At 47.5% G+C, this 21,101-nt stretch carries 17 protein-coding genes; 1 reads left to right on the top strand and 16 read right to left on the bottom strand.

Annotated elements, in window-relative coordinates:
• Nucleotides 1-384 precede the first annotated feature (384 nt).
• Nucleotides 385-1,005, top strand: a complete 621-nt coding sequence (locus tag KQI_RS0106380) for a hypothetical protein (protein ID WP_010345917.1) — start codon at nt 385-387, stop codon at nt 1,003-1,005.
• Between the two features lie 121 nt (nt 1,006-1,126).
• Here the strand turns inward: KQI_RS0106380 and KQI_RS0106375 are convergent, their stop codons facing one another.
• The 16 genes from KQI_RS0106375 to KQI_RS0106300 all read right to left on the bottom strand — a co-directional run bounded on the left by KQI_RS0106375 (nt 1,127) and on the right by KQI_RS0106300 (nt 21,043).
• Nucleotides 1,127-1,381, bottom strand: coding sequence for a hypothetical protein (locus KQI_RS0106375; protein WP_010345916.1), 255 nt, complete (start codon nt 1,379-1,381; stop codon nt 1,127-1,129).
• 131 nt (nt 1,382-1,512) lie between these two features.
• The gene (locus KQI_RS0106370; RefSeq protein ID WP_039774283.1) at nt 1,513-2,124 is read right to left on the bottom strand and encodes a hypothetical protein; all 612 of its coding nucleotides are present in this window, start codon (nt 2,122-2,124) and stop codon (nt 1,513-1,515) included.
• Between the two features lie 307 nt (nt 2,125-2,431).
• Nucleotides 2,432-3,760: a type I glutamate--ammonia ligase gene (glnA, locus tag KQI_RS0106365; protein WP_007430682.1), complete on the bottom strand. Its 1,329-nt coding sequence runs from the start codon at nt 3,758-3,760 to the stop codon at nt 2,432-2,434.
• 84 nt (nt 3,761-3,844) lie between these two features.
• Nucleotides 3,845-4,258 (bottom strand): MerR family transcriptional regulator, encoded by a 414-nt coding sequence (locus tag KQI_RS0106360; RefSeq protein WP_007430683.1) that lies wholly within the window; start codon nt 4,256-4,258, stop codon nt 3,845-3,847.
• Between the two features lie 84 nt (nt 4,259-4,342).
• On the bottom strand, nt 4,343-5,596 hold the full coding sequence (locus tag KQI_RS0106355; RefSeq protein WP_010345914.1) for a methionine gamma-lyase family protein: 1,254 nt from the start codon (nt 5,594-5,596) through the stop codon (nt 4,343-4,345).
• A gap of 112 nt (nt 5,597-5,708) precedes the next feature.
• Complete coding sequence (hflX, locus tag KQI_RS0106350) at nt 5,709-6,995, bottom strand: GTPase HflX (protein ID WP_010345913.1); 1,287 nt, start codon at nt 6,993-6,995, stop codon at nt 5,709-5,711.
• Nucleotides 6,996-7,115: 120 nt separating this feature from the next.
• Nucleotides 7,116-8,099 (bottom strand): AAA family ATPase, encoded by a 984-nt coding sequence (locus tag KQI_RS0106345; RefSeq protein ID WP_007430686.1) that lies wholly within the window; start codon nt 8,097-8,099, stop codon nt 7,116-7,118.
• 115 nt (nt 8,100-8,214) lie between these two features.
• Nucleotides 8,215-8,910 carry a YdcF family protein gene (locus tag KQI_RS0106340; RefSeq protein WP_169314545.1) on the bottom strand — a complete coding sequence of 232 codons (696 nt, stop codon included), beginning with the start codon at nt 8,908-8,910 and terminating at the stop codon, nt 8,215-8,217.
• Entirely contained in the window at nt 8,907-9,464 is a 558-nt protein-coding gene (locus KQI_RS0106335) for a ribonuclease FAU-1 family protein (RefSeq protein ID WP_010345911.1), read from the bottom strand. The genes KQI_RS0106340 and KQI_RS0106335 overlap by 4 nt, the downstream gene beginning before the upstream one ends.
• 166 nt (nt 9,465-9,630) lie before the next feature.
• The gene (locus KQI_RS0106330; protein ID WP_010345910.1) at nt 9,631-12,291 is read right to left on the bottom strand and encodes a PBP1A family penicillin-binding protein; all 2,661 of its coding nucleotides are present in this window, start codon (nt 12,289-12,291) and stop codon (nt 9,631-9,633) included.
• A gap of 185 nt (nt 12,292-12,476) precedes the next feature.
• The gene (gene hfq, locus KQI_RS0106325) at nt 12,477-12,722 is read right to left on the bottom strand and encodes an RNA chaperone Hfq (protein ID WP_007430690.1); all 246 of its coding nucleotides are present in this window, start codon (nt 12,720-12,722) and stop codon (nt 12,477-12,479) included.
• Between the two features lie 20 nt (nt 12,723-12,742).
• The gene (miaA, locus tag KQI_RS0106320) at nt 12,743-13,723 is read right to left on the bottom strand and encodes a tRNA (adenosine(37)-N6)-dimethylallyltransferase MiaA (protein ID WP_010345909.1); all 981 of its coding nucleotides are present in this window, start codon (nt 13,721-13,723) and stop codon (nt 12,743-12,745) included.
• Complete coding sequence (locus KQI_RS0106315) at nt 13,707-14,558, bottom strand: class I SAM-dependent methyltransferase (RefSeq protein ID WP_010345908.1); 852 nt, start codon at nt 14,556-14,558, stop codon at nt 13,707-13,709. The genes miaA and KQI_RS0106315 overlap by 17 nt, the downstream gene beginning before the upstream one ends.
• 12 nt (nt 14,559-14,570) lie before the next feature.
• The gene (mutL, locus tag KQI_RS0106310) at nt 14,571-16,790 is read right to left on the bottom strand and encodes a DNA mismatch repair endonuclease MutL (RefSeq protein ID WP_010345907.1); all 2,220 of its coding nucleotides are present in this window, start codon (nt 16,788-16,790) and stop codon (nt 14,571-14,573) included.
• 68 nt (nt 16,791-16,858) lie between these two features.
• Complete coding sequence (gene mutS / locus KQI_RS0106305) at nt 16,859-19,687, bottom strand: DNA mismatch repair protein MutS (protein WP_010345906.1); 2,829 nt, start codon at nt 19,685-19,687, stop codon at nt 16,859-16,861.
• A gap of 105 nt (nt 19,688-19,792) precedes the next feature.
• Nucleotides 19,793-21,043 (bottom strand): putative amidoligase domain-containing protein, encoded by a 1,251-nt coding sequence (locus KQI_RS0106300; protein ID WP_029390042.1) that lies wholly within the window; start codon nt 21,041-21,043, stop codon nt 19,793-19,795.
• Between the last annotated feature and the right edge of the window lie 58 nt (nt 21,044-21,101).

Genomic DNA, 21,101 nt, shown 5'->3' with positions numbered 1-21,101 from the left:
CTACTTGTGCAATTCAATTATATTATCTTACACAATTCTCCATTATTCTACTGCAAAAATAAAGTTATAGTTATCCACGATAAAATTGATACCTTATACCACTTTCCTAACTTCACTAATACTATGGTAAGTTTCCATCCTTATGTATCTGAGGCTAAGGAAAAGTTTCCTGAACAAAAATAAGAGTCATCTAAATTCAGCGCCCCTTATTTTCGTTATTTTTTATGGATTCAACATATCATTTTTTTATTCATTATTAGTAGGGAATAATCTTACAAATAGCTATGTGATCAACTAGTTAAACTGGTTACTCTTTCATCTTAAATAATATAGTTGCAAAACCGATACTAACAAATGAAGAAAATGACTAAGGGGTTAAATTACTTGTTAATTTTACTAGGATATGTTTTCATTTTATTAGGACCTTTAATTGCTGTAATAGCAAGACATTGTAAAAATATAAAACCTAGGTTTATTTACTCTAAACATTTTAGAAAACCATTTAAAAATTTCATTAAAAGCAATAAACATTTTAAGAAACAATATCAAAAAGGGTATGGGGCTATCAGCCTTCAATTAAACCTTTTAAAAGAATACTATAAACAAGAAACTCTCAAAACCCTCTTAGACAAAAAGGTAAGCGTGAATTTTTTGATTACTAAATATAATAAAGTATCTAATCTAAGTAATTCTTTAAACACTTTCTCTATTAGTATTATGTCAATAATTATAGCATCCAGTTCTATTATTGCTTCCAAACCAAGCTCAGATGCTCAGGGGACGTTAGCGATTTTAATATTTTCTCTGGTAATATCATTCCTAGCAGATACCTTTTTAAGTTACTTATTTAAAAGTAGTGTAATTTCTGATCTAGAAGATCACTTAATTGCAATCGATGAGACTATAGCTTCTTTAAATCAAATTCGCTGCAATTTACTTGATTTCGACCTGGATGCATCCATTATTCGAAAAATGGTATCAATAAATTCAAAAATCAACACTTAATATTAATTATATTTATTTTGTTTCAAATAAAAGAAAGAGAGAACAATACCTTTGTTCCCCCTTTCTTTTATTTAGTAGAAATCCAAACAAAATCTATCTCTTAAATCAATTAACTCCAAAATCACTTAATCTGTTCTGTCAGTTCACGAAGAGAAGATGGCGTTGCGATTGGTTGTCCGTCATTCTCATTACCGTTAATATAGGCTTTGTCTTTATGCACGTAGTAAACAACACCTTCGCCGCCGATGATCGGAAATCCACTTTCGTCGTAATCGAGATTCGTGCCGATATACTTGCCATTCTTGGCTGCTTCACTTTTCAACGGATGAAGATGTAAAATTCCTGTGTTGTCCAAATAAGCGTAACTTTGTGCCATGTTTATTGCCTCCTAGAATAGTTTTAATTTGTTCCTAAATAAAGTGTAAATCCTTTCTGCTACGGGCCTACTACGGATTTACATCGATTCCCACGACAAACAAAGACCGCAAAGGCTTAAGCCCTTACGGTCTAATTTACTTCTGGCATCCTGAGTCCAATTTCTCCTTCTTGGTTTCGCCCCCGACCATAGTCAATGATCACAAAATCCAATGTTCGGTTGACTTTAAGACTTTTTGCTAAATTTTCTATAGCCTTGCGTCTTTTGTCAGCGAATGTCGTGGCTGATATACCATGAATCCCTTTTTTATACTCTCTGCTCATATACTGTTGAGCTTTTAGATACTTCATCCCATCCATGAATAAAAGCTTTGCAGCAAGTCCTTCATGTGCATCTCTAATGTTAGAAATTGCAAAACGGATATTGTTTGTAATGAGGAGATAGAACTTGTAATTAATGTGACGCTGATCCTTGAGCAAAACAGTATTTGCCGTCACGTCTGCCGTCAGTTCTTGACCAGTTACCCTTTTCGCTACAGAACCTTCAGCTGAGAGCAAGTCATAAGCTGACATTCCGTTTTTAATCTGCTCCAGTGAATATTCATAGTTTTTTATTACATCTACTAAATCGGTATATTTGCCAAGTAACCATTTTGTTTTTCGAATGTCTTCAGCATTAATATCATCAGCGTTTCCCCCAATACGTAGAAGTAATGCAAAGGAATATCCACATCCAAATGCCATCCAAGGGTGAGCCATCATCCAATCAGCTATGGTCATACCTCTTCACCTTCATATTCGTCATCTAATGACTCTACATACCGTGTATGATCATCTTTTCCGAATCGCCCATATATTCGCCGTCAACGTAATAGCTGTACGATATGTATGGATGGGCAGAGACGCAATCCGTGCAGTATACTTCATCATTAGTTTCATAATGTTTTGTGGGGAAATTGTGGGGAAAACTAAGTAGTACCAAAAAAAACTGATGGGTAACCCACAAAAGCAAAAATCCCTCAACGCTTAGAGCGTCAAGGGATTCTACCTTTTAATACAGCGTCAAATATTGATCACGTTCCCACTGGTGAACCTGTGTTCTGTACATGTCCCATTCAATTTCTTTAAGCTCGTAGAAGTATGCCAAAGCATGGTCGCCCAGTGCGTCAGAGATGACTTCACTCCGAATCAGCTCAGACAAGGCTTCCTTCAAGTCTGCAGGCAGGCTTGGAATGCCTTCTTCGATCCGCTCTTCCTCGGACATAACGTAGATGTTACGATCAATTGGAGCTGGTAGAGGCAGCTGGCGTTTGATGCCATCCAAGCCAGCTCTCAGCATTACAGCCAAGGCCAAATACGGATTCGCAGCCGGGTCAGGGTTACGAACTTCGACGCGAGTGCTTAGGCCACGAGATGCAGGAATCCGAATCATCGGGCTACGGTTACTTGCAGACCAGGCAACATAACAAGGCGCTTCATAGCCTGGTACGAGACGCTTATATGAATTTACCGTCGGATTCGTGATTGCGGCCATTGCACGTGCGTGCTTGAGAATACCAGCCATATAGTGGCGGGCTGTTTGACTCAATCCGAGTTCGTCCGTTTCATCATAAAATACGTTCTCATTTTCCTTGAACAATGACTGGTTGCAGTGCATACCGGAGCCATTCACACCAAACAAAGGTTTTGGCATAAAGGTAGCATGCAGTCCATGCTGACGTGCAATCGTCTTAACAACGAGCTTGAATGTTTGAATCTGATCCGCAGCTTTGATCGCATCCGCATATTTAAAGTCAATCTCATGCTGACCAGGTGCAACCTCATGATGGGATGCTTCAATTTCGAAGCCCATTTCTTCAAGCTTAAGAACAATTTCACGACGGCAGTTTTCACCGAGATCCATTGGTGCCAGGTCAAAATATCCGCCTTGGTCATTCAGTTCTGTGGTCGGCTCGCCCTTTTCATCTGTTTTGAACAGGAAAAATTCTGGTTCAGGTCCAACATTCATCGAAGTGTATCCCAGCTCTTCCGCTTCCTTAAGAACACGCTTCAAAATACCGCGTGGGTCACCTGCAAACGGAACTCCGTCCGGCTTGTAAATATCACAGATCAAACGAGCTACACGATCTGAAGTTACCCAAGGGAATACAACCCATGTGTCCAAATCCGGATATAAGTACATGTCAGATTCTTCGATGCGCACATACCCTTCAATGGAAGAACCGTCAAACATCATTTTGTTGTCCAATGCTTTTTCCAGTTGGCTAACTGGAATTTCAACGTTTTTAATGGTGCCCAGCAAATCTGTGAACTGCAAACGAATAAAGCGAACATTTTCTTCTTTCGCAATCCGAAGAATATCTTCTCTGGTATAACTCACACTAATCTCTCCCTTTCTGTAGCGACAGTTATCAGCTATTTCATAAATTTCTTAAATGATGAGTCCAAGATGTATAATACAACATTATCTTTTATTGAAAAACCGTGATAATTCACCTTGGATCAGGGATACCTGTCCCGGTCTTTTGCCTGCCACAAGCTGTTGCTTCAACAAGCGGTGAAGCTGAGTGTCAGACATTTCACGACGTTTGACTTCCGTGTCTGCAGTAATAACCGTAGCCTCCTCCGATTCTTTGGTGACCGGATTCATGACTTGTTTAATTCCCGCAATGTTTACACCCTTTTCAATCAACGCCTTGATTTCAAGCAATCGCTCGACGTCATTAAAAGAAAAAAGGCGTTGGTTCCCCGATGTACGGGCAGGAACTATCAAGTTATGCTGCTCATAATAACGAATCTGACGTGCTGACAAGTCCGTTAGCTTCATGACAATACCTATTGGAAATAAGGCCATATTTCTGCGAATTTCGTCGCCCATTTGTCATCAACCTTCCAGTGATCTTATTATTCACCTTATTGTACATTTAGCTGATGCAAAGTGTCAATGACATGTTAGAAAAACTCACAATAATTTACGATCTTTCATTGTTTGCAGGGCCATAAGTACTCCATATTTCACATGAGAGTAGGTTAAGCCCCCTTGCATGTAACCAATATAAGGTTCGCGAATCGGTGCATCTGCAGATAACTCCAAACTTCCCCCTTGTATAAATGTACCGGCCGCCATGATAACTGGATGCTCGTAGCCTGGCATATCCCACGGCTCAGGTACCACATGGCTATCTACGGCGGCGGCACGCTGAATTCCCTGCACAAAAGCAATGAGATGCTCTGGTCCGCTAAAAGAGATGGCCTGAATCAAATCCGTGCGCTCCTCATGCCAAGCCGGCTTAGTCTCAAAGCCCATTTCTTCAAAAACCGCAGCTGCAAACACACTGCCTTTAACTGCCTGCCCGACCAGTGTTGGAGCGAGGAATAAGCCCTGAAAGATACCTCGCGTGGTACCCAGCATGGCTCCTACTTCTCCGCCAATTCCAGGTGCTGTTAGTCGATAGGCTGCCAGTTCTACATACTCTTGTTTACCACAGATATACCCACCCGTTTCGGCAATGCCGCCACCGGGATTTTTAATCAGCGAACCTGCCATCAAATCGACACCGACCTGAGTAGGCTCCAGCTTTTCAGTAAATTCGCCATAGCAATTGTCCACAAAGACAATAACGTCAGGTTTTATCGCCTTAACACGTGCTGTCATTTCCTCAATGTCGGCTACACTAAAGGAAGCTCTCCAATCATAGCCGCGAGAGCGCTGGATACCGACCACCTTGGTATTGGCATGGATTGCGGCCTCTACCGCTTCCCAGTCCACTTTGCCTTCTGCTGTTAATGCTGTTTCTCCATAGGTAACACCAAAATCCTGTAATGACCCTGTTCCATCGCCGGGCTTGCCAATCACTTTGTGCAGCGTATCATAAGGCCGCCCGGTGACATACAATAGTTCATCCCCCGGACGCAATACACCAAATAAAGCAGTGGAGATTGTATGGGTGCCCGAAGCAAAATGCGGACGCACCAACGCTGCCTCCGCACCGAATACATCAGCATAGACCTCTTCCAGCACCTCACGTCCCCGGTCATTGTAAGCATATCCCGTAGAACCTGCAAAATGAAAATCACTTACTTGCTTCCGCTGGAAAGACTGAATAACCTTCCACTGATTTGCATCTACAATCTGATCTAACTGCCGTATACGTTCCTGTATTTTTTGTTCTACCATTTCCTGAATTTGTTGAATTTCCGGACTGAAAACTACCATTTTCCCCTCTTGACCCTCTCTCTTACGCAGCCTTAGGCTATTGATGTTATATTATTGTTCGCTTTGAACGATGATCCTTATCATTTTATTGACCCAAAAACGTCATCCGATGTTAAGCTTCTGTGAACTCACTAAGCGCATGACCATATTTTTCATACTCGCCTCTTTGAATTTCCACCTCATATATGACATCATTGCCGTCATACTCCGTCAGCAGCACATCCCCGATACGATAAAGCACCGATGTCAAGTCGCCACGTCCCGCAGGGATACGGAATCTCAGTGTATCACCGCTCAAATGCTCCTGAACCAGCTCACGGATGCGCAGCAAATCCCCTTCATCGAATGAACTGATTTTTAAATATCCCTCCCCGGAAGGAAGCATTTCCAATTGCTCAGGGGTACAAGCATCTTTTTTGTTAAATAATACAATCTGAGGCTTGTCCGCAGCACCCAACTGCTGCAAGATCGTCTCTACAACTTTCATCTGTTCGTCACGCATATCGGAGGAAGCATCCACGACATGTAAAATAAGATGAGCTTCATTAGCTTCCTCCAGAGTAGCCCGGAAGGAAGCTACCAAATCATGAGGCAGATTTTGAATAAATCCGACCGTATCTGTAAGAATAACCTCTTTGCCACTCGGCAACTCCATCGTTCTGGAGGTAGGGTCCAGCGTTGCAAACAGCTGGTTTTCAATATATACGTCAGCAGCCGTCAGTTGCTTTAACAGCGTTGATTTGCCCGCATTGGTATAGCCGACCAGCGCTACCTGTACAATACCGCTCTTTTGTCTGCGCTCCCGGTGCAAATAGCGATGACGGGTCACCTCTTCAAGCTGACGTTTCAAATCACTGATACGGTCACGGATATGACGACGGTCTGTTTCCAGCTTGCTTTCACCAGGACCACGCGTTCCGATTCCGCCCCCGAGCCGTGACAGGTTTTTACCGTGTCCGGACAGACGCGGCAGCAAATATGACAGCTGTGCCAGCTCAACCTGAATAATACCTTCACGCGTTTTCGCACGCTGGGCAAAAATGTCCAGAATAAGCTGTGTCCGATCAATAATCTTAAGATCCAGACTTTCTTCCAGATTTCGTACCTGAGCTCCCGATAGCTCCTGGTCAAAAATAGCTGTATTCGCTCCCAATTCCTCGGCAACCGCACGTAATTCCTCTACTTTACCTTTACCAATAAACCATTTGGAATCTTTGGTCTCCCTATTCTGGGTCAGGACGCTCAGCACTTCAACTCCCGCTGTCTCAGCCAGTTTCACCAGTTCATCCAGTGAATATTCCGTATTGATGCCAGAACGTTTGACTTCATCCGTAATCAGACTGACCAGTACCGCCTTGTCCTGCATTTCGGTTTGTGTATCATGAGTGGAGTTCGCCATATTGTTTGCTCCTTTATTTTCATATCAACCCTCGAACAGAGACCGACCTGATATTCAGGCCGGCCCCGTTCAATGTCGTGCAATTCGATGTGATTCAGAGATTCAGATTCCTATTATCGCCTATCTTTTGTCCAATTTCAAATCCTCTGGCCGCAGCGTCATCAATTCTTGCTTTCCAGGCTGCCCGCTTCTGTACTGATTGAGGAGTCTGACAGCCTGATGCCGAATCGCTTTTTCGATCACGTTACGGACATAACGCGCATTACTGAATGCATGAAGACTGTCATTGCGCTCGTTCAGCAAATGCTCCTTCATTTTGAGTATGGATTGGGGCATAAGAATATAATCCCGTTCCTTAGCCATCATCTCGGAAATTTGGATAAGCTGATCGACGGTGTAGTCAGGAAAATCCAGCTGGATCGGAAAGCGAGAAGGCAGACCTGGATTGGTTCGCAAAAAAAAGTCCATTTCTCCTGAATACCCAGCGAGAATCAAAATAAATTGATTTTTTTGGTCTTCCATAGCCTTTACCAAGGTATCAATCGCTTCTTTGCCGAAATCCTTTTCCCCTCCGCGTGCCAAACTGTAGGCCTCATCAATGAACAGCACCCCGCCTAGAGATTTCTTGACCAGATCCCGCGTTTTTTGCGCGGTGTGCCCAATATACTCCCCTACTAGATCAGCTCTTTCCACCTCAATCAGATGACCTTTGCTCAGTACTCCCATTTTTTGCAACATTTTAGCGATAATGCGGGCTACCGTCGTTTTCCCCGTACCTGGATTCCCTTTGAAAATCATGTGATATACATGGGCATTACTCAGCAATCCCGCATCCGTGCGCATATGGGTGATTTGCAAAAAAGCATATACTTCAAATACCAGGTCTTTGATGTTATCCAAGCCAACGAGATGATCGAGTTCTTTCTGAATTTCCTGATAAAGACTGAGATACTGCGGTAGCGCCTGCGACTTGGTTGAAGCTGCTGCTTCCTTTTCGTCCACTGTTACCGAAGCTGTCGGCTCCGGGCTACGCAGCACGACATTGATTTGTCTGGAAGGTCTCTCCTCCGACCGCTTGCCCGCGGCAATTCCCCGTCCGTTCATGCATCCATCACCTCAACATTTCTTCAGGCACAGCTTACCCTATTAATGTATTCGGTCCGGCATGTCCTTATTAGCACAAAAGCAACGGGAATGCACACAAGGCATTTCTCCCCGTTCAGGCCAGCCAAGTTTGAGCGCTGATCCACCACCGTTGCAGCGTCCATTTAGCGTAAGCCAATACTTCTCTCGATTGATGAAGCGGCATATTCAATACTCTGGATTCCGTCAGAGCCATCTGAGGATGATCGAAATTCAAAAATTGAGCGATCTCCATCGCGCGAGGACCATGATAGCTATGTGTAATGATTACAGCCGAGGTCCAGCCATACTCCCTCATGATTCGCTGGCTATACAGCAAATTTTCGTAGGTGCTGGTAGCATGGTTCTCCAGTACAATATGCTGGGCAGGGATACCCCTATCTACCAGATAGCGTTGCATTCCTTCGGCCTCTGTATACGGAAAATCAGGCTTATCCAGCCCTCCACTTACAATCAGACTCTTGACGGTCCCATTGCGGTATAGCCGCAAGGCTTCTTCCAACCTTTCCTTTAAACCGGGGCTTGGCTCTGCTCCCCACATGGAAGCCCCCAGCACGATTCCAGTTTGCGCTTGCTGAAGCGGAGAGGTAGAGGCGGCTGTGTTCATGTTCCAAACTCGGAAGCCTGCCCATACCAATCCAATCAGTATAACCATCAGCAAGCAAAGTACGAGACGCTTGAGTAAGATACGTCTTCTCCCTGAGCGACTCAGCCTATTCTGAGGCTCAGGGCGTCTTGGCCCGATGTTACCCATCCACTGCAAAACATTCACCGATCCCTTTTGAAATCACCGTTATGAAACCATTCCGCACGGTGTTTCAGCGACATTTTAAAATAGGGGAACATGTGGGCATCTATCTGATGTAGCACATCAGCCGCTGTACGGTTAGCCAATTCTGCCTCTTGCGTTGAGATATGCCCGCGTTGTAGCGCCTCCTCCAGTTCATCCTCATCCACCAAGAAGATTTCACCATTTTTGAGCACCACGACATCCAAATACAAATCATCAAACCAAGGGACACCCTGGTCGGTCACACCCTGATTTCGGCAGGTATCAATGTACCATTCCACGATCTGCTCCCGATTGTCAAACATAGCCGTCACCACATAATGCTCCCCTTTTGGGTAATACTGCAGCCAGGAATAACCTTTATCGGCAATGCAAAACGTATGACCGCCGTAGCTTTTCCATAACGGCTCCTTGAGACTCAAAATGGTATACAGGGTCACATATCCTGTAAACGCGTCACTTTCTACATACCGGCAAGCAAACTTGCGATTCGTTATTCTGCGCCAGTTGGCCCGATCTCCGAATTTGCGCTTCATAATGATGTTCCTCTCCAACATTGGTAAACCCAGCTTACCATATTTAAACTGTACACTCAAAAAAGATACCCCAAGCTACAACAAAAAAAGGTATTCTCAGACCGTAAAAACGGTCTGAAAATACCTTAAGGTTAAAAACAAGCCAATTTGCATAAAGCGAAGCTTACTAATTCCGGTTGCGGGGTCCACGATTGGGGTTCGAATGGCCGTTGGAATTGTTCTCCTGACCTCCATCCGCCGGGGTTCCTGTAGTGGATGTACTGATATCATTCGGATTCACCGTTGTCTCACTATTGACAGTCCCTGTATCCGGTATAGTTGTCTGACCATTCCCTTGGTTCGTATCACTTCCGTTACCGGTGCTTCCATTGTTGTTGCCTGTACCCCCAGTGCCAGTTCCACTGGTGTCCCCAGGAGTCATCGGAACTTGATCCGTACCAGTGCCGTTATCGGTGCCACTAGGAACTGTATTTCCCTGGTCCGTACCGTTTTGGCCATCTGTAACTCCACCGTTGTCCGGTAAGGTTCCGCCCTGATTCGGATCAGTTCCCGGTTGTGGGTTCACCGGAGTGGTGTCTGCTGGAACTTCCACACCAATCGTATTGGAACGTTCGGATTCCTTACCATCCGGTCCATAAGCGACTACATAATATTCATACGTATTTCCTGCCACCGGAGACGTATCTTCACCGCTTGTGCCCTTCATTGCCTCCATAATCGGCGTAAAGTCTGCATCGGAAGACCCTTTGCGATACACACGATATTGTACATTATCACCCGCCGATGCATTCCAGGATAGAGATACAATTTGTGTATCCTGACTATAAGATCCGTTCAAACCGCTTGGAGCAGTAACCTGAACAGTCTCAACCGGTTTCTCAACCGCCGGCGGCTCATATCCCTTCGGCTGGGAGAATTGCGTAACCGGATGTCCCTTGAGCGCATCGCCCATGACCCTGCCGAAAAAGGCTGCAGACTGTCCGCTGTAGTTCCTCAGCATATGCTTGCCGTCAGGCTTGTCATATCCCATCCATACGGCTCCGGTATACTCTGGCGTGTAACCGACAAACCAGATGTCCCGGTTGCCGCTGTTGCCGCTGATTCCACTTTGTGTCGTACCCGTCTTACCGGCTACAGGCCAGTCAATACGCGCTTTGCGGCCTGTGCCGCTATTGACTACATTTTGCATCATCTGTGTCATTTCATAAGCTGTTTTCTCACTCATTACAGGCTTAGATTGCTCTTCATGAGTATAAATCACTTGATCATCACTATTATTAATTTGCTTAATGGAATAAGCCTTTTGGAATTGTCCCTTATTGGCAAAAGCGCTATACGCCTGTGCCATTTCAAGAGTATTTGTCCCTTTGCTTAATCCACCCAATGCGATAGCAAGCGAGTGATCATTCTTATCCATCGGAATGCCCAGGCTTTCCGCAAATTGAACCCCTTTTTCCACGCCGATTTGGTTCAGCAACCATACTGGCGGGATATTTTCAGACTTTGTAATGGCATCAGTCATACTGATGGTTGAAGAGTAACCATGCAAGTTTTTCGGGCTGTACCCGTTAAAGCTCTGCCGTTCGTTACTTAAAGGGGTATCCATCGTAAATTTGCCGGATTCGAGAGCCGGCGCATACGCCGCAATAGGTTTAAAGGCCGAGCCTGGCTGTCTGCGGCTTTGTGTTGCACGGTTAAAGGTTCCCCTCTTGTAATCCCGTCCGGGTGCCATTGCGGCTATTCCGCCCGTTTGGTTGTTAACAATAACCATAGAGGCTTGAACAGGCTGATCGTCCGGGCTTTTTTCGAACATAGCATCATCTGCCATCGCCTGATCCAGCGCATTTTGGGCTTGAGCATCCATGGTCGTATGAATTTGATAACCGCCAATGATCAGATCATTCCCGCTGACTCCTGGCAAGGCATCCTCTGCCTCATTCATCACATACTCCATAAAATTCTGATACTTCTGCACTTTTTCCGGCTGCTTGTAATCGTAATTTACTGCTTTGGCTTCTTCCATCTCCTGCTTGCCAATCATCCCCTGCTCGAACATCAGCTGAAGAACCACCGCACGCCGGGCCTTCGAGTCTTCCGGGTTACTGATCGGATTGTATTTGGAAGGCCCTTTTGGAATGGCTGCCAGTGTAGCAATCTGCCACAACTTTAAGTCTTTTAAATTCGATTGCCCAAAATAACCTTCCGATGCAGCTTTGATACCCGAATACGAACGTCCAAACCAAATCCGGTTTAGATATAGTGTGATAATCTCATCTTTTGTCAAATTCCGCTCCAAAGCCATGGCAATCGATACCTCGGTCGCTTTACGGAAAAAGGTTTTGTCACGCGACAAAAACAGGTTTTTGGCCAACTGCTGGGTCAGCGTACTGCCGCCCTCCACTGCTGAACGGGCTACGATATCCTTAACAGCCGCCCGCCCAATGGACCAAATATCGACACCCTGATGCTCGTAAAATCGTTTATCCTCCGTTGCTACAAAAGCTTTTTTAAGTAAATCCGGAATTTCTTCACTTTTGACAGGATCGCTTTTTTGCACAGACAGCTCACCCATAAGCACACCGTTGCGGTCATAAACCTTCGATGTCCCATTCACGTTAATTTTATCCTTGTTGGCTTTGTAAATCTGCTCACCATTGACCATGACGAACAAGTATCCGGCAAGTGCGCAAAATATGGCTAACGCTGCCGTAATAAACAGCGTCCATCCAATTCGCTTACCTGTAATTTTCTTTTTCTTGTCCTTCGGCTTCTCTTTAGGTGTGTTTCTATTGCGATTGCCGGATCTGGACAATGAATCGTTTGGCATTCCCCTGACTCCCTTTCGCGAATAATCATATGTTGCCGAACATGTACCTTGCTTTCGGTAGCATGAAATCAAAACGGAATGAAAAGAACAACCCTGTTGAGGTTGCTCCCGGTCACATTCCTATACAGTTAGACGAGACGGACGCTCGAAAAGTTTCAGCAACCTGGCGACCGTCAAGCCCCTAATCAGTTATCGCCGATATTATCCTGTTGCTGTACAAGCGATACATTGCGTTGCGGTGTAAAGGTGGATATAGCATGCTTGTAAATCAGCTGTTGCTTCCCATCGGAATCAATAACAATTGTGAAATTGTCAAAGGCCTTAATTGTTCCCCGCACCTGAAATCCATTGATGAGGTATACCGTGACAGGTATAGAATCCTTCCGCAATTGATTCAGAAACGTATCTTGGATATTAATAGACTTGTTCATTTTAGCCGTACCCCCAATAATCATTTGGATTGTTTTGAAGTATATTCAAGGTCTGTCCGGAACTTTCCTGCTATAATTTCGTGTATTTGGACTGCATGAGCAGAAAAATTTCCGAAATCAGTGACATCTACCCACTGGATATCCTTCATATGGCGAAACCACGAGAGCTGTCGCTTCGCAAAATGACGCGTATCCCGTTTTAGCCAAATCACCGCTTCTTCCAAAGACACCTCTCCCCGCAGGTAGGAGGATATCTCTTTATAGCCTAGACCTTGCATGGAGATGGCATCGCTTCGCACTCCCCGTTCCATTAAGGAGGCTACCTCAGCAACAAGCCCTTGATCGAGCATCCCGTCGATTCGGTCTTCAATACGTTTATAAAGCATTTGCCTATCCATTGTCAAACCTGCGATGCACAATTGGTAGGGAGACTCCTTCTTTTGACTGGCCAGTTGCGAGCTAAGTGTCGTTCCGCTAACATGGTAAATTTCCAATGCCCGAACGACACGACGACGGTCATTGGGATGCAAACGAAGTGCACTTTCGGGATCAACCGCCTGCAGTCGCGCATGAAGCGCTTCGGCCCCAAACTGTTCGGCAAAATCAAGCTGTTCCTGACGAAAAGCTTCATCAGCTCCCACCTCGGAAAACTGGTATTCATAGCAGACCGATTCCACATATAAACCTGTTCCGCCTACGATAAACGGCAATTTTCCTCTGGAATGAATATCTGGTATGAGGCGACGGCAATCTTCCTGAAATGCAGCTACTGAATATGGGTATTCAGGCTCATGAATATCAATTAAATGGTGCTTGATTCCTTCCATTTCCTGTTTGGAAATTTTGGCTGTTCCAATGTCCATATGACGGTACACCTGCATGGAATCACCGGAAATAATTTCCGCGTCAAATTGTCGTGCCATCTCAATGCTTAGTTTCGTCTTGCCGACTGCAGTCGGGCCAACAAGAACCAGTAGTTTAGGCTTAGATGCCGCTGTCAATATCAATCACTCCGTACACTGTTTTCGTTGTGCCCCGTTGCTCCACACGGAAGCCGAGGCGGGCAAATTCCCCACTGCCCCGTTTTTCCTTCAATACAATTGTTTTCCGTGCAATCCGCTTGGCCTGAACAATACTTTCCTCATCTAATGCGTCCGGGTTAGCCAACCCTCTCAATGGACCGATTGCGCTAGAATCGAGCAACGGATCGCGGAACATCGGGTCAAAATAAACAATATCTATACTGCGATCCGGCAAGCTCCGCAAAAAGTCCAGATGGTGACCAAAACGAACATCAATGCTGGAAAAGGCCTCATCCACCGCGGAGTTACCGGAACGGTAATGCCTCATTCCATCCTTGATTAACGCATACACGGGAAAAGAACTTTCCACAGCCGTTACTTGTCCAGAACTTCCCGTTCCAATGGAAAACAGGAGGGAATCCGTTCCGAGTCCTGCGGTACAATCCAGCACGGTATCGCCCGGAACGAGCCTGGCGGCAGTCAACATCGGATCATGCTCACCTTTTAATACCCGCTTGGCACGAATAAAGCCCATACTCGGGTGAAAAGCCATCGGTGGCTGTTCCGGGCCAATCAGCCTCACTCCGCCCTGCACCAGCACCAGAGCCTGACGGACTCTATGAGCAGCGATTAGCTTAGCTACTGATATGCCACGACGGGGGGCATACAGCACCCCCAGCTCGGCTGCAAGCAACTCCGCTCGCTGCACAACCTCGGCCGAGGGAGCATCCCCCGTCGTCACCAGTAATTCAGCTTGCTGCTCACGAAGCCTCGTCTGCTTTTCTTCTTCACGGTTTTCCCAATCCTGCAACATATTTATACTCCCTTACATTACTCTTTTAAACAACTTCTCCAAATCATAAGTGGAAAAGGAAACGACGATAGGACGCCCATGGGGGCAAGTGTACGGTTGTTTGCACGCTGCCAAACGCTCTAGCAGGACGACAGCCTGTCGATCGGTCAGCTTCTGATTGGCTTTAATCGAAGCTCTACAGGAGCACATAATCGAGGCTGCCTCGCGCAGCTTGGCAAGATCAATGGCTTTTTCCTCCAGTACCCATCCGGCCATTTCCTCAATGACATCCGCTTCTTCCCCTTTGGGAAGCCAATATGGATAAGAGCTGACACGGAAGGTTTGACCACCAAAATGCTCCAAATACACTCCCGCCTGTTCAAACCAGTGTAGCCTCGTTTTCAGCTTTTCTGTCTCGGAAGGCGTAAAATCCAGTGTAATCGGCAGGAGTAGCTCCTGCGATACTGACTCGGGATTGCCGAATTTTTCATAATAAAATTCGTAATTGACCCGCTCATGCGCAGCATGCTGATCAATTAAATACAAGCCCTGATCGTTCTGCGCAATCAGATAAGTTCCGTGATGCTGACCGATCAAATTCAATTCAGGAAAAGCGGGCAGCTCGGGAGCTTCACCAGATACCGCTGCCAGCTGCTCGGCATTCAGACGTGGCTGACGCGGCTTCTCGCCAGCGAAATAGCGCGAGTCCGCAACATTTCCTGCACTCGGAGTCACAGAAGAGCGATAAGTGGCAGAAGCGGCCGTTTCCTGAACAGCCCCGCTGTAAACGGAAGTTGTGTCCACTACAGCTTCATTCCCTTGCAGCTTTTGTCCACCAGGCGAATGCACAGCAGTCCCATCAGGTAGCGGCATGGCACTGATATTCCCGCTTCCATTGTTTTCACCCACAAAATCTGCATTCAGCTCCTCATCGCTGACACTAGTCCCCATAAGGGCGCTTGCCCGATCAATAGCAGGAACGCCCTCCCTGTGCGGACGTTGCTCACGCTCCGGGCTAACCCTACGGTTCTCGTCATTCCCGCGAATGGACTGGCGCGGGTCCTGTTCCTTTAGCGAGGCCCCTGAAAGCGGCTCTGCCTGCCCCCGTTCCTCGCCGGAAGAAGCAGCATCTTCTGCATTATTTCCCGTACCATATCCAGTAACATGTCCAGTACCATGTCCCTTTGAGAAGTGGAACTGCTCCTGTACGAACGAGCCACTATCCTTGCCGCCGATTTCGCGCTTGACGGCCTTCGGAATCAGCACCTGCTGCCCCAAAACAGCTTTTATCGAATCCTCAACCAACTGAAACAGTTCGGCTTCCTTGCTAAATCTCACTTCCAGCTTGGCGGGATGAACGTTAACATCCACCAATGAAGGATGCATCTCCAACTGGATCACTGCCAGCGGAAAACGATTGATCGGCAGCAACGTATGATATGCCTTAAGCAGCGCCTGATTGAGCCCGTAGCTGCGCACAAAGCGACCATTCACTACGGTTGAAATCGCATTCCGATTCGATCTGGTCCACTCCGGTCGACTGACAAAGCCGCTAATGCGGTAATCGAGGCTCTCTCCTTCCAGCGGCAGCATGGACTTCGCCGCAGAAGTTCCATAAATCGCGGCAATCACCTGCAGCAAATCACCATTGCCCAGCGTTTGCAGCAATGTATTGCCGTTATGCCGCAAGGTAAAGGCAACTTCCGGGTGTGAAAGCGCCATCCGGTACAGCACATCCGAAATGTGCCCCAGCTCCGTCTGGATCGTTTTCATATATTTCAGCCGTGCTGGCGTATTATAAAACAGCTCCCGAACGGTAAAATCCGTGCCTTGCCGGGCGGCCGCATCCTCGTGAAGCATCAGCTTACCGCCCTCAATGATCAATTTACGCGCACGTCCGTCATCTCCAGCTGCTGTAAGCAGCTCCACTTTCGATACAGCGGCGATACTTGGAAGAGCCTCACCCCGAAAGCCCAGACTCGTAATCTGGAACAGATCGCGACCATGTCCGATTTTACTGGTCGCATGGCGATAGAAGGCCGTTTCCACGTCCTCAGGCTCAATGCCGCTGCCGTTATCCGTAACCCGGATACTTTGCAGCCCGCCTTCTTCAACAGATACGTCCACACGCGTACCGCCCGCATCAATCGCATTTTCCACCAGTTCCTTCACGACGGAGGACGGACGTTCCACGACCTCGCCGGCAGCAATCTGGTTCGCAATATGCTCATCCAGCACCCGAATTTTAGACATCCTTTGAACCTCCTCCTGACCTCAAAGTGTGATGAAAAACAAGAAATAAATCATGTCATTTATTTGTACTACAGGCCGTTGGCCTTGTTTTTTAATTCATTTAACAGCTGCATCGCCTGCAAGGGAGTCATGTTCATGACATCCGCATTTTTCACCTTGCGCAAAATTTGACGTATAACCGGATTAGCCTCAGCCGTCTCTGACTGCGACTTAACGGGAGCAAGCTCCTGCTCTCCGAAAATAGACAGTTGTACCACTCCGGTTGCTCCCTGCTCTAACCCGCTGGAATCTTCCCCAGCCTGCACAGTTTCCTCTTTTACAAGGGTGGCTTGCTGCGATAAAAACTGGGCTTGTGAGGCAACTGCTCCCTGTTCTCGCAACGTCTGGGCTGAATTGTCCCGGTTCTCCCTGTTCATAGAAGAAACCGCCCCTGTCCCTGAGCGTGTACGATGAGCTGTTTCTTCCGTCGCTCCTGCTACGGTCTCAGTGCCTGCCGTTACTTGGGCTGCCGCTTGTTCAAAGCCATGTAATAGCCCATTTGCACGCTCAATAATGTTACTTGGCAAACCTGCCAGCCGGGCACAATAAATACCATAGCTGCTGCTAGCTGCTCCCTGTATGAGTTTACGCAGGAAGTTCACCTTGTCGCCGCTTTCTTGTACCGCCATCGAGTAGTTCCGCAGCGAAGGCAGACTTTGCTCCAAATGAGCCAGCTCATGGAAATGCGTAGACACCAGCGCTTTACAGCCGATTATATCATGGACAAATTCGATAACCGCCTGTGCAATTGCCATCCCCTCACTTGTGGACGTACCGCGTCCCAGTTCATCGATAATGATCAGGCTTCGTGGCGTTGCCTTGTCCGTCATCACTTGGATATCAGCCATTTCCACCATAAACGTACTCTGCCCGCCGATGAGATCATCCGCTGCGCCAATACGTGTAAAAATGCGGTCCAGCATCGGTACTTTAGCACGTGCAGCCGGGACGAAGCAACCTATTTGCGCCATAATGGCAATGAGTGCGACCTGACGCATATACGTACTTTTACCAGCCATATTTGGACCGGTGATCAGTAAAATATGCGCATCCGCTTCCTCCAATGCGGTGCCATTGGCGATAAAACTGCCATCCTTCATTACAGCCTCCACAACGGGATGCCGTCCCTGCTCAATCACAAAATCGTACCCCGTTGTCAGTTCAGGCTTCACAAAGCCGCGCTCCGCGCTCACGGATGCCATGGACTGATATACGTCAATTTCAGCCACCTGCTCTGCCAGCTTTTGCAGACGGGGAATTTCCACGTTCAGCTTACTGCGAAGCTCGGAGAAAAGCGTGTACTCCAGATCGACCATTTTATCTTCGGCTTCCAAAATCAAGGATTCCTTTTCCTTCAACTCTGGTGTAATATACCGTTCCGCATTCGCCAGCGTCTGTTTGCGTTCATACCGCCCTTCCGGTAATGAGCTCAAATTGGATTTGGTCACCTCGATATAATAACCAAACACTTTGTTGTATCCGATTTTGAGCGACCGTATGCCTGTTGCAGCACGTTCCTTGGCCTCCAGCTCGGCGATCCAGCGCTTACCGTTCACACTCGCCTCCCGCAGTTCATCCAGACGCTGATGGTAGCCTTCCTTAATGAGCCCCCCGTCCCTTACGGAGATGGGCGGCTCATCTGCCACTGCTTCCTCGATCAACGCGCACAAATCTGTACAGCTATCCAGCGTTTGCGCAATCCGTCTCAGCGTCTGTGAAGGCGATTCGGCGCACAGCTCGCGCAAAGCCGGAACCCGGGCCAGCGACAGCTTAAGAGCGATCAGATCGCGTGCATTAGCGCTACCAAAGGCAATACGCCCAACCAGGCGTTCCAGATCGTAAATCTCTTTGAGCTGAGCACGCACATCTTCACGGAAAATGAACTGATGGTATAGCTTGTCTACCGCCTCCAGCCGCTCCTCGATCATATGGCTGTTCAGCAGCGGCTTGTCGATCCAGCGGCGCAGCAGACGCGCTCCCATCGATGTCTCTGTCCGATCCAGCAGCCACAGCAGCGAGCCTTTCTTGGAGCGCTCACGAACCGTCTCTACCAGTTCCAGATTCCGACGGGTAAACGGGTCCAGAATCATAAAGTGATTCGGCTCATACACCGAGATTTGGGTCAATTGGCCGAGCGATCTTTTTTGCGTTTCATTCAAATAAGCAATCAGACGGGATATGCACTGTCTGCGTTCTTCTGTAAGCCTTGCCCACGCAGCTTCGCCAAATTGATCCCGCACAAGATCATCCTTGGACTTGTCCCAGGCCGTATAGACAACACGCCGCCCAACAGGCGACAGACGGGATGTCACAAAATCGAGCAGATGACCGTCCCCCAGCATTTCGGATGGCTCATAAATATTAATTTCATCCAGCAGCCATTCTTTCGAATCCGGTACCGAGGTCACATACAGCTCACCTGTCGACAAGTCGCACGCCGCCAATGCCAGCATTCCGTCCGTCTCTGTAACACAGACCATGTAGTTGTTGGACTTGTCGCCCAGCACCTTGCCTTCCATGACCGTACCCGGAGTCACAACGCGGACAATATCACGCCGCACCATCCCCTTCGTAGCTGAGGCTTCCTCCATTTGTTCACAGATGGCTACCTTATAGCCCTTCTCAATAAGGCGCTGTATGTAATTTTCCGCCGAATGGTAAGGCACGCCGCACATCGGAATTTTTTCCGTGGTGCCACCCTCACGGCCTGTAAGTGTAATTTCCAGCTCTTTGGATGCAAGAATGGCATCGTCAAAAAACATCTCATAAAAATCTCCCAGGCGGAAAAACAAAAATGCGTCTTTGGCCTGCTCTTTTATAGATAGATATTGCTGAATCATCGGTGTATAATTGGACATCGTTTGCTAACCCCCACACTTTTCCGTTAAAACTTGCATTACCTATCATTATAACAAAAATGACAGTCGATAACATGAAAGCATCCCGGTCGTCGCCGGCTGATTTTACGAAAGTTTCCAAAATGGACGCAGATCACGCGACTCATCCCACTGCTTCCCCTTGTGGAGGCTATCCAGCAAAGGTCCGATGTAAGCTTCATATTGCGAATATACCTCTAGTGAAACGATATCGGGAATAAGAGGCTCCATATACTTCTTAAGTAAAATCTGGTTTCCTTCATAAAAGGCTCGGTGAGCCTCCTCCTCACCCAGCGGTCTACGCTGCAAACGAGGGTATTGAGACGCGATAAGAAAAGCCATTCCAATCACGCCTTTTGCTAGTTGGGGCGAGACCAGAAAGCTAGGCAGGGTTCGATATTCAAAGCCTCCGTACGACTGACGGCGAAAGTCTCCCAAATTGCCATAATGTGGTCTGCGCCGAGCCGCACGCTTGTCTTCCAGCAGCGCTAAAGGCAGCGCCAAATAATTGTCCAGCGTCCGCAGCAGCGCCCCGTTTAGCGGCACCCCGCTGAAATGTAGATGTCCGCCCAGCGGAAAGCCCGGTTGTGGCATTCCGCCTGCCTGCCAGATGAGCGTTCGGTCGGCAATGCGCCGGGCTGCTGTTGCAAAGGCTTGACGCAAATGCTTCAGCAGAAGGGCCGGATCACCACTCGGTGCAGGACGTAGTTCAGCCACTGGATATAGCGTCCGTCCTCGGCGCGATACGGCATCGCAGCCTGCTACGCCAACGCGGCTCAAATACCTTGAGGCTGGAACAATCCGCCCCTCGGGCATCCGAACCAGCAAAAATTCAGGGTCCATGCCGATCAGCAGTTGATTTCTCTCGCGTTCCGCTAGAAAGTCCTCCTCCTGAGCCTCTTCTTCACGCGCTGCAGCTTCATAAAGCGCATCCAAGCGTCTGTCGTTCAGCCATGGCTGTGCTGCAACATCACGCACCTGACAGCTGCGCTCCCCCAGCAGCGTCAGCACTACCTCACCACTGTCCAAGCCGAGTGTGTACAGCGTACGCACTGCCAGCCGCTCCATCCGGATATATAGCTGTGAATTACGATCCAGCGCAGACGGATTATATGCGCGGATCTCAGAACGGCCTTCATGGAAACGCCTTGGAATGGTACGTCTTCGAATCTCCAGCACCTGCAATTGATGGATTTGCACTGCATAGCCTATCGCAAAATCCGCTGTGCTGCCATCCATCCAACGAACCGATATACCCGAACGCTCCAGCCTACGCTTTTTTTCATCATTCGGCATCTGTCTAAAGCGTCTGAGCGCCTGTCCCGGCTGCTGCATCATGCTTCCCTCCCTACAGATTACGTATGGATTATGTCTGCATAACAACAAAAAGGAGGGC

Source organism: Paenibacillus peoriae KCTC 3763, from assembly GCF_000236805.1.
GTDB classification, from domain to species: domain Bacteria; phylum Bacillota; class Bacilli; order Paenibacillales; family Paenibacillaceae; genus Paenibacillus; species Paenibacillus peoriae.
The sequence above is the reverse complement of the archived record's forward strand: the minus strand, read 5'-3'. Positions and strand labels throughout refer to the sequence as shown.

Excerpts from the sequence above, each read along its gene's own strand:
- KQI_RS0106375 (WP_010345916.1), bottom strand. The coding sequence starts at position 1,381 with ATGGCACAAAGTTACGCTTATTTGGACAACACAGGAATTTTACATCTT.
- KQI_RS0106370 (WP_039774283.1), bottom strand. The coding sequence starts at position 2,124 with ATGGCATTTGGATGTGGATATTCCTTTGCATTACTTCTACGTATTGGG.
- KQI_RS0106360 (WP_007430683.1), bottom strand. The coding sequence starts at position 4,258 with ATGGGCGACGAAATTCGCAGAAATATGGCCTTATTTCCAATAGGTATT.
- KQI_RS0106355 (WP_010345914.1), bottom strand. The coding sequence starts at position 5,596 with ATGGTAGTTTTCAGTCCGGAAATTCAACAAATTCAGGAAATGGTAGAA.
- hflX (WP_010345913.1), bottom strand. The coding sequence starts at position 6,995 with ATGGCGAACTCCACTCATGATACACAAACCGAAATGCAGGACAAGGCG.
- KQI_RS0106345 (WP_007430686.1), bottom strand. The coding sequence starts at position 8,099 with ATGAACGGACGGGGAATTGCCGCGGGCAAGCGGTCGGAGGAGAGACCT.
- KQI_RS0106335 (WP_010345911.1), bottom strand. The coding sequence starts at position 9,464 with ATGAAGCGCAAATTCGGAGATCGGGCCAACTGGCGCAGAATAACGAAT.
- KQI_RS0106330 (WP_010345910.1), bottom strand. The coding sequence starts at position 12,291 with ATGCCAAACGATTCATTGTCCAGATCCGGCAATCGCAATAGAAACACA.
- hfq (WP_007430690.1), bottom strand. The coding sequence starts at position 12,722 with ATGAACAAGTCTATTAATATCCAAGATACGTTTCTGAATCAATTGCGG.
- KQI_RS0106315 (WP_010345908.1), bottom strand. The coding sequence starts at position 14,558 with ATGTTGCAGGATTGGGAAAACCGTGAAGAAGAAAAGCAGACGAGGCTT.
- mutL (WP_010345907.1), bottom strand. The coding sequence starts at position 16,790 with ATGTCTAAAATTCGGGTGCTGGATGAGCATATTGCGAACCAGATTGCT.
- mutS (WP_010345906.1), bottom strand. The coding sequence starts at position 19,687 with ATGTCCAATTATACACCGATGATTCAGCAATATCTATCTATAAAAGAG.
- KQI_RS0106300 (WP_029390042.1), bottom strand. The coding sequence starts at position 21,043 with ATGATGCAGCAGCCGGGACAGGCGCTCAGACGCTTTAGACAGATGCCG.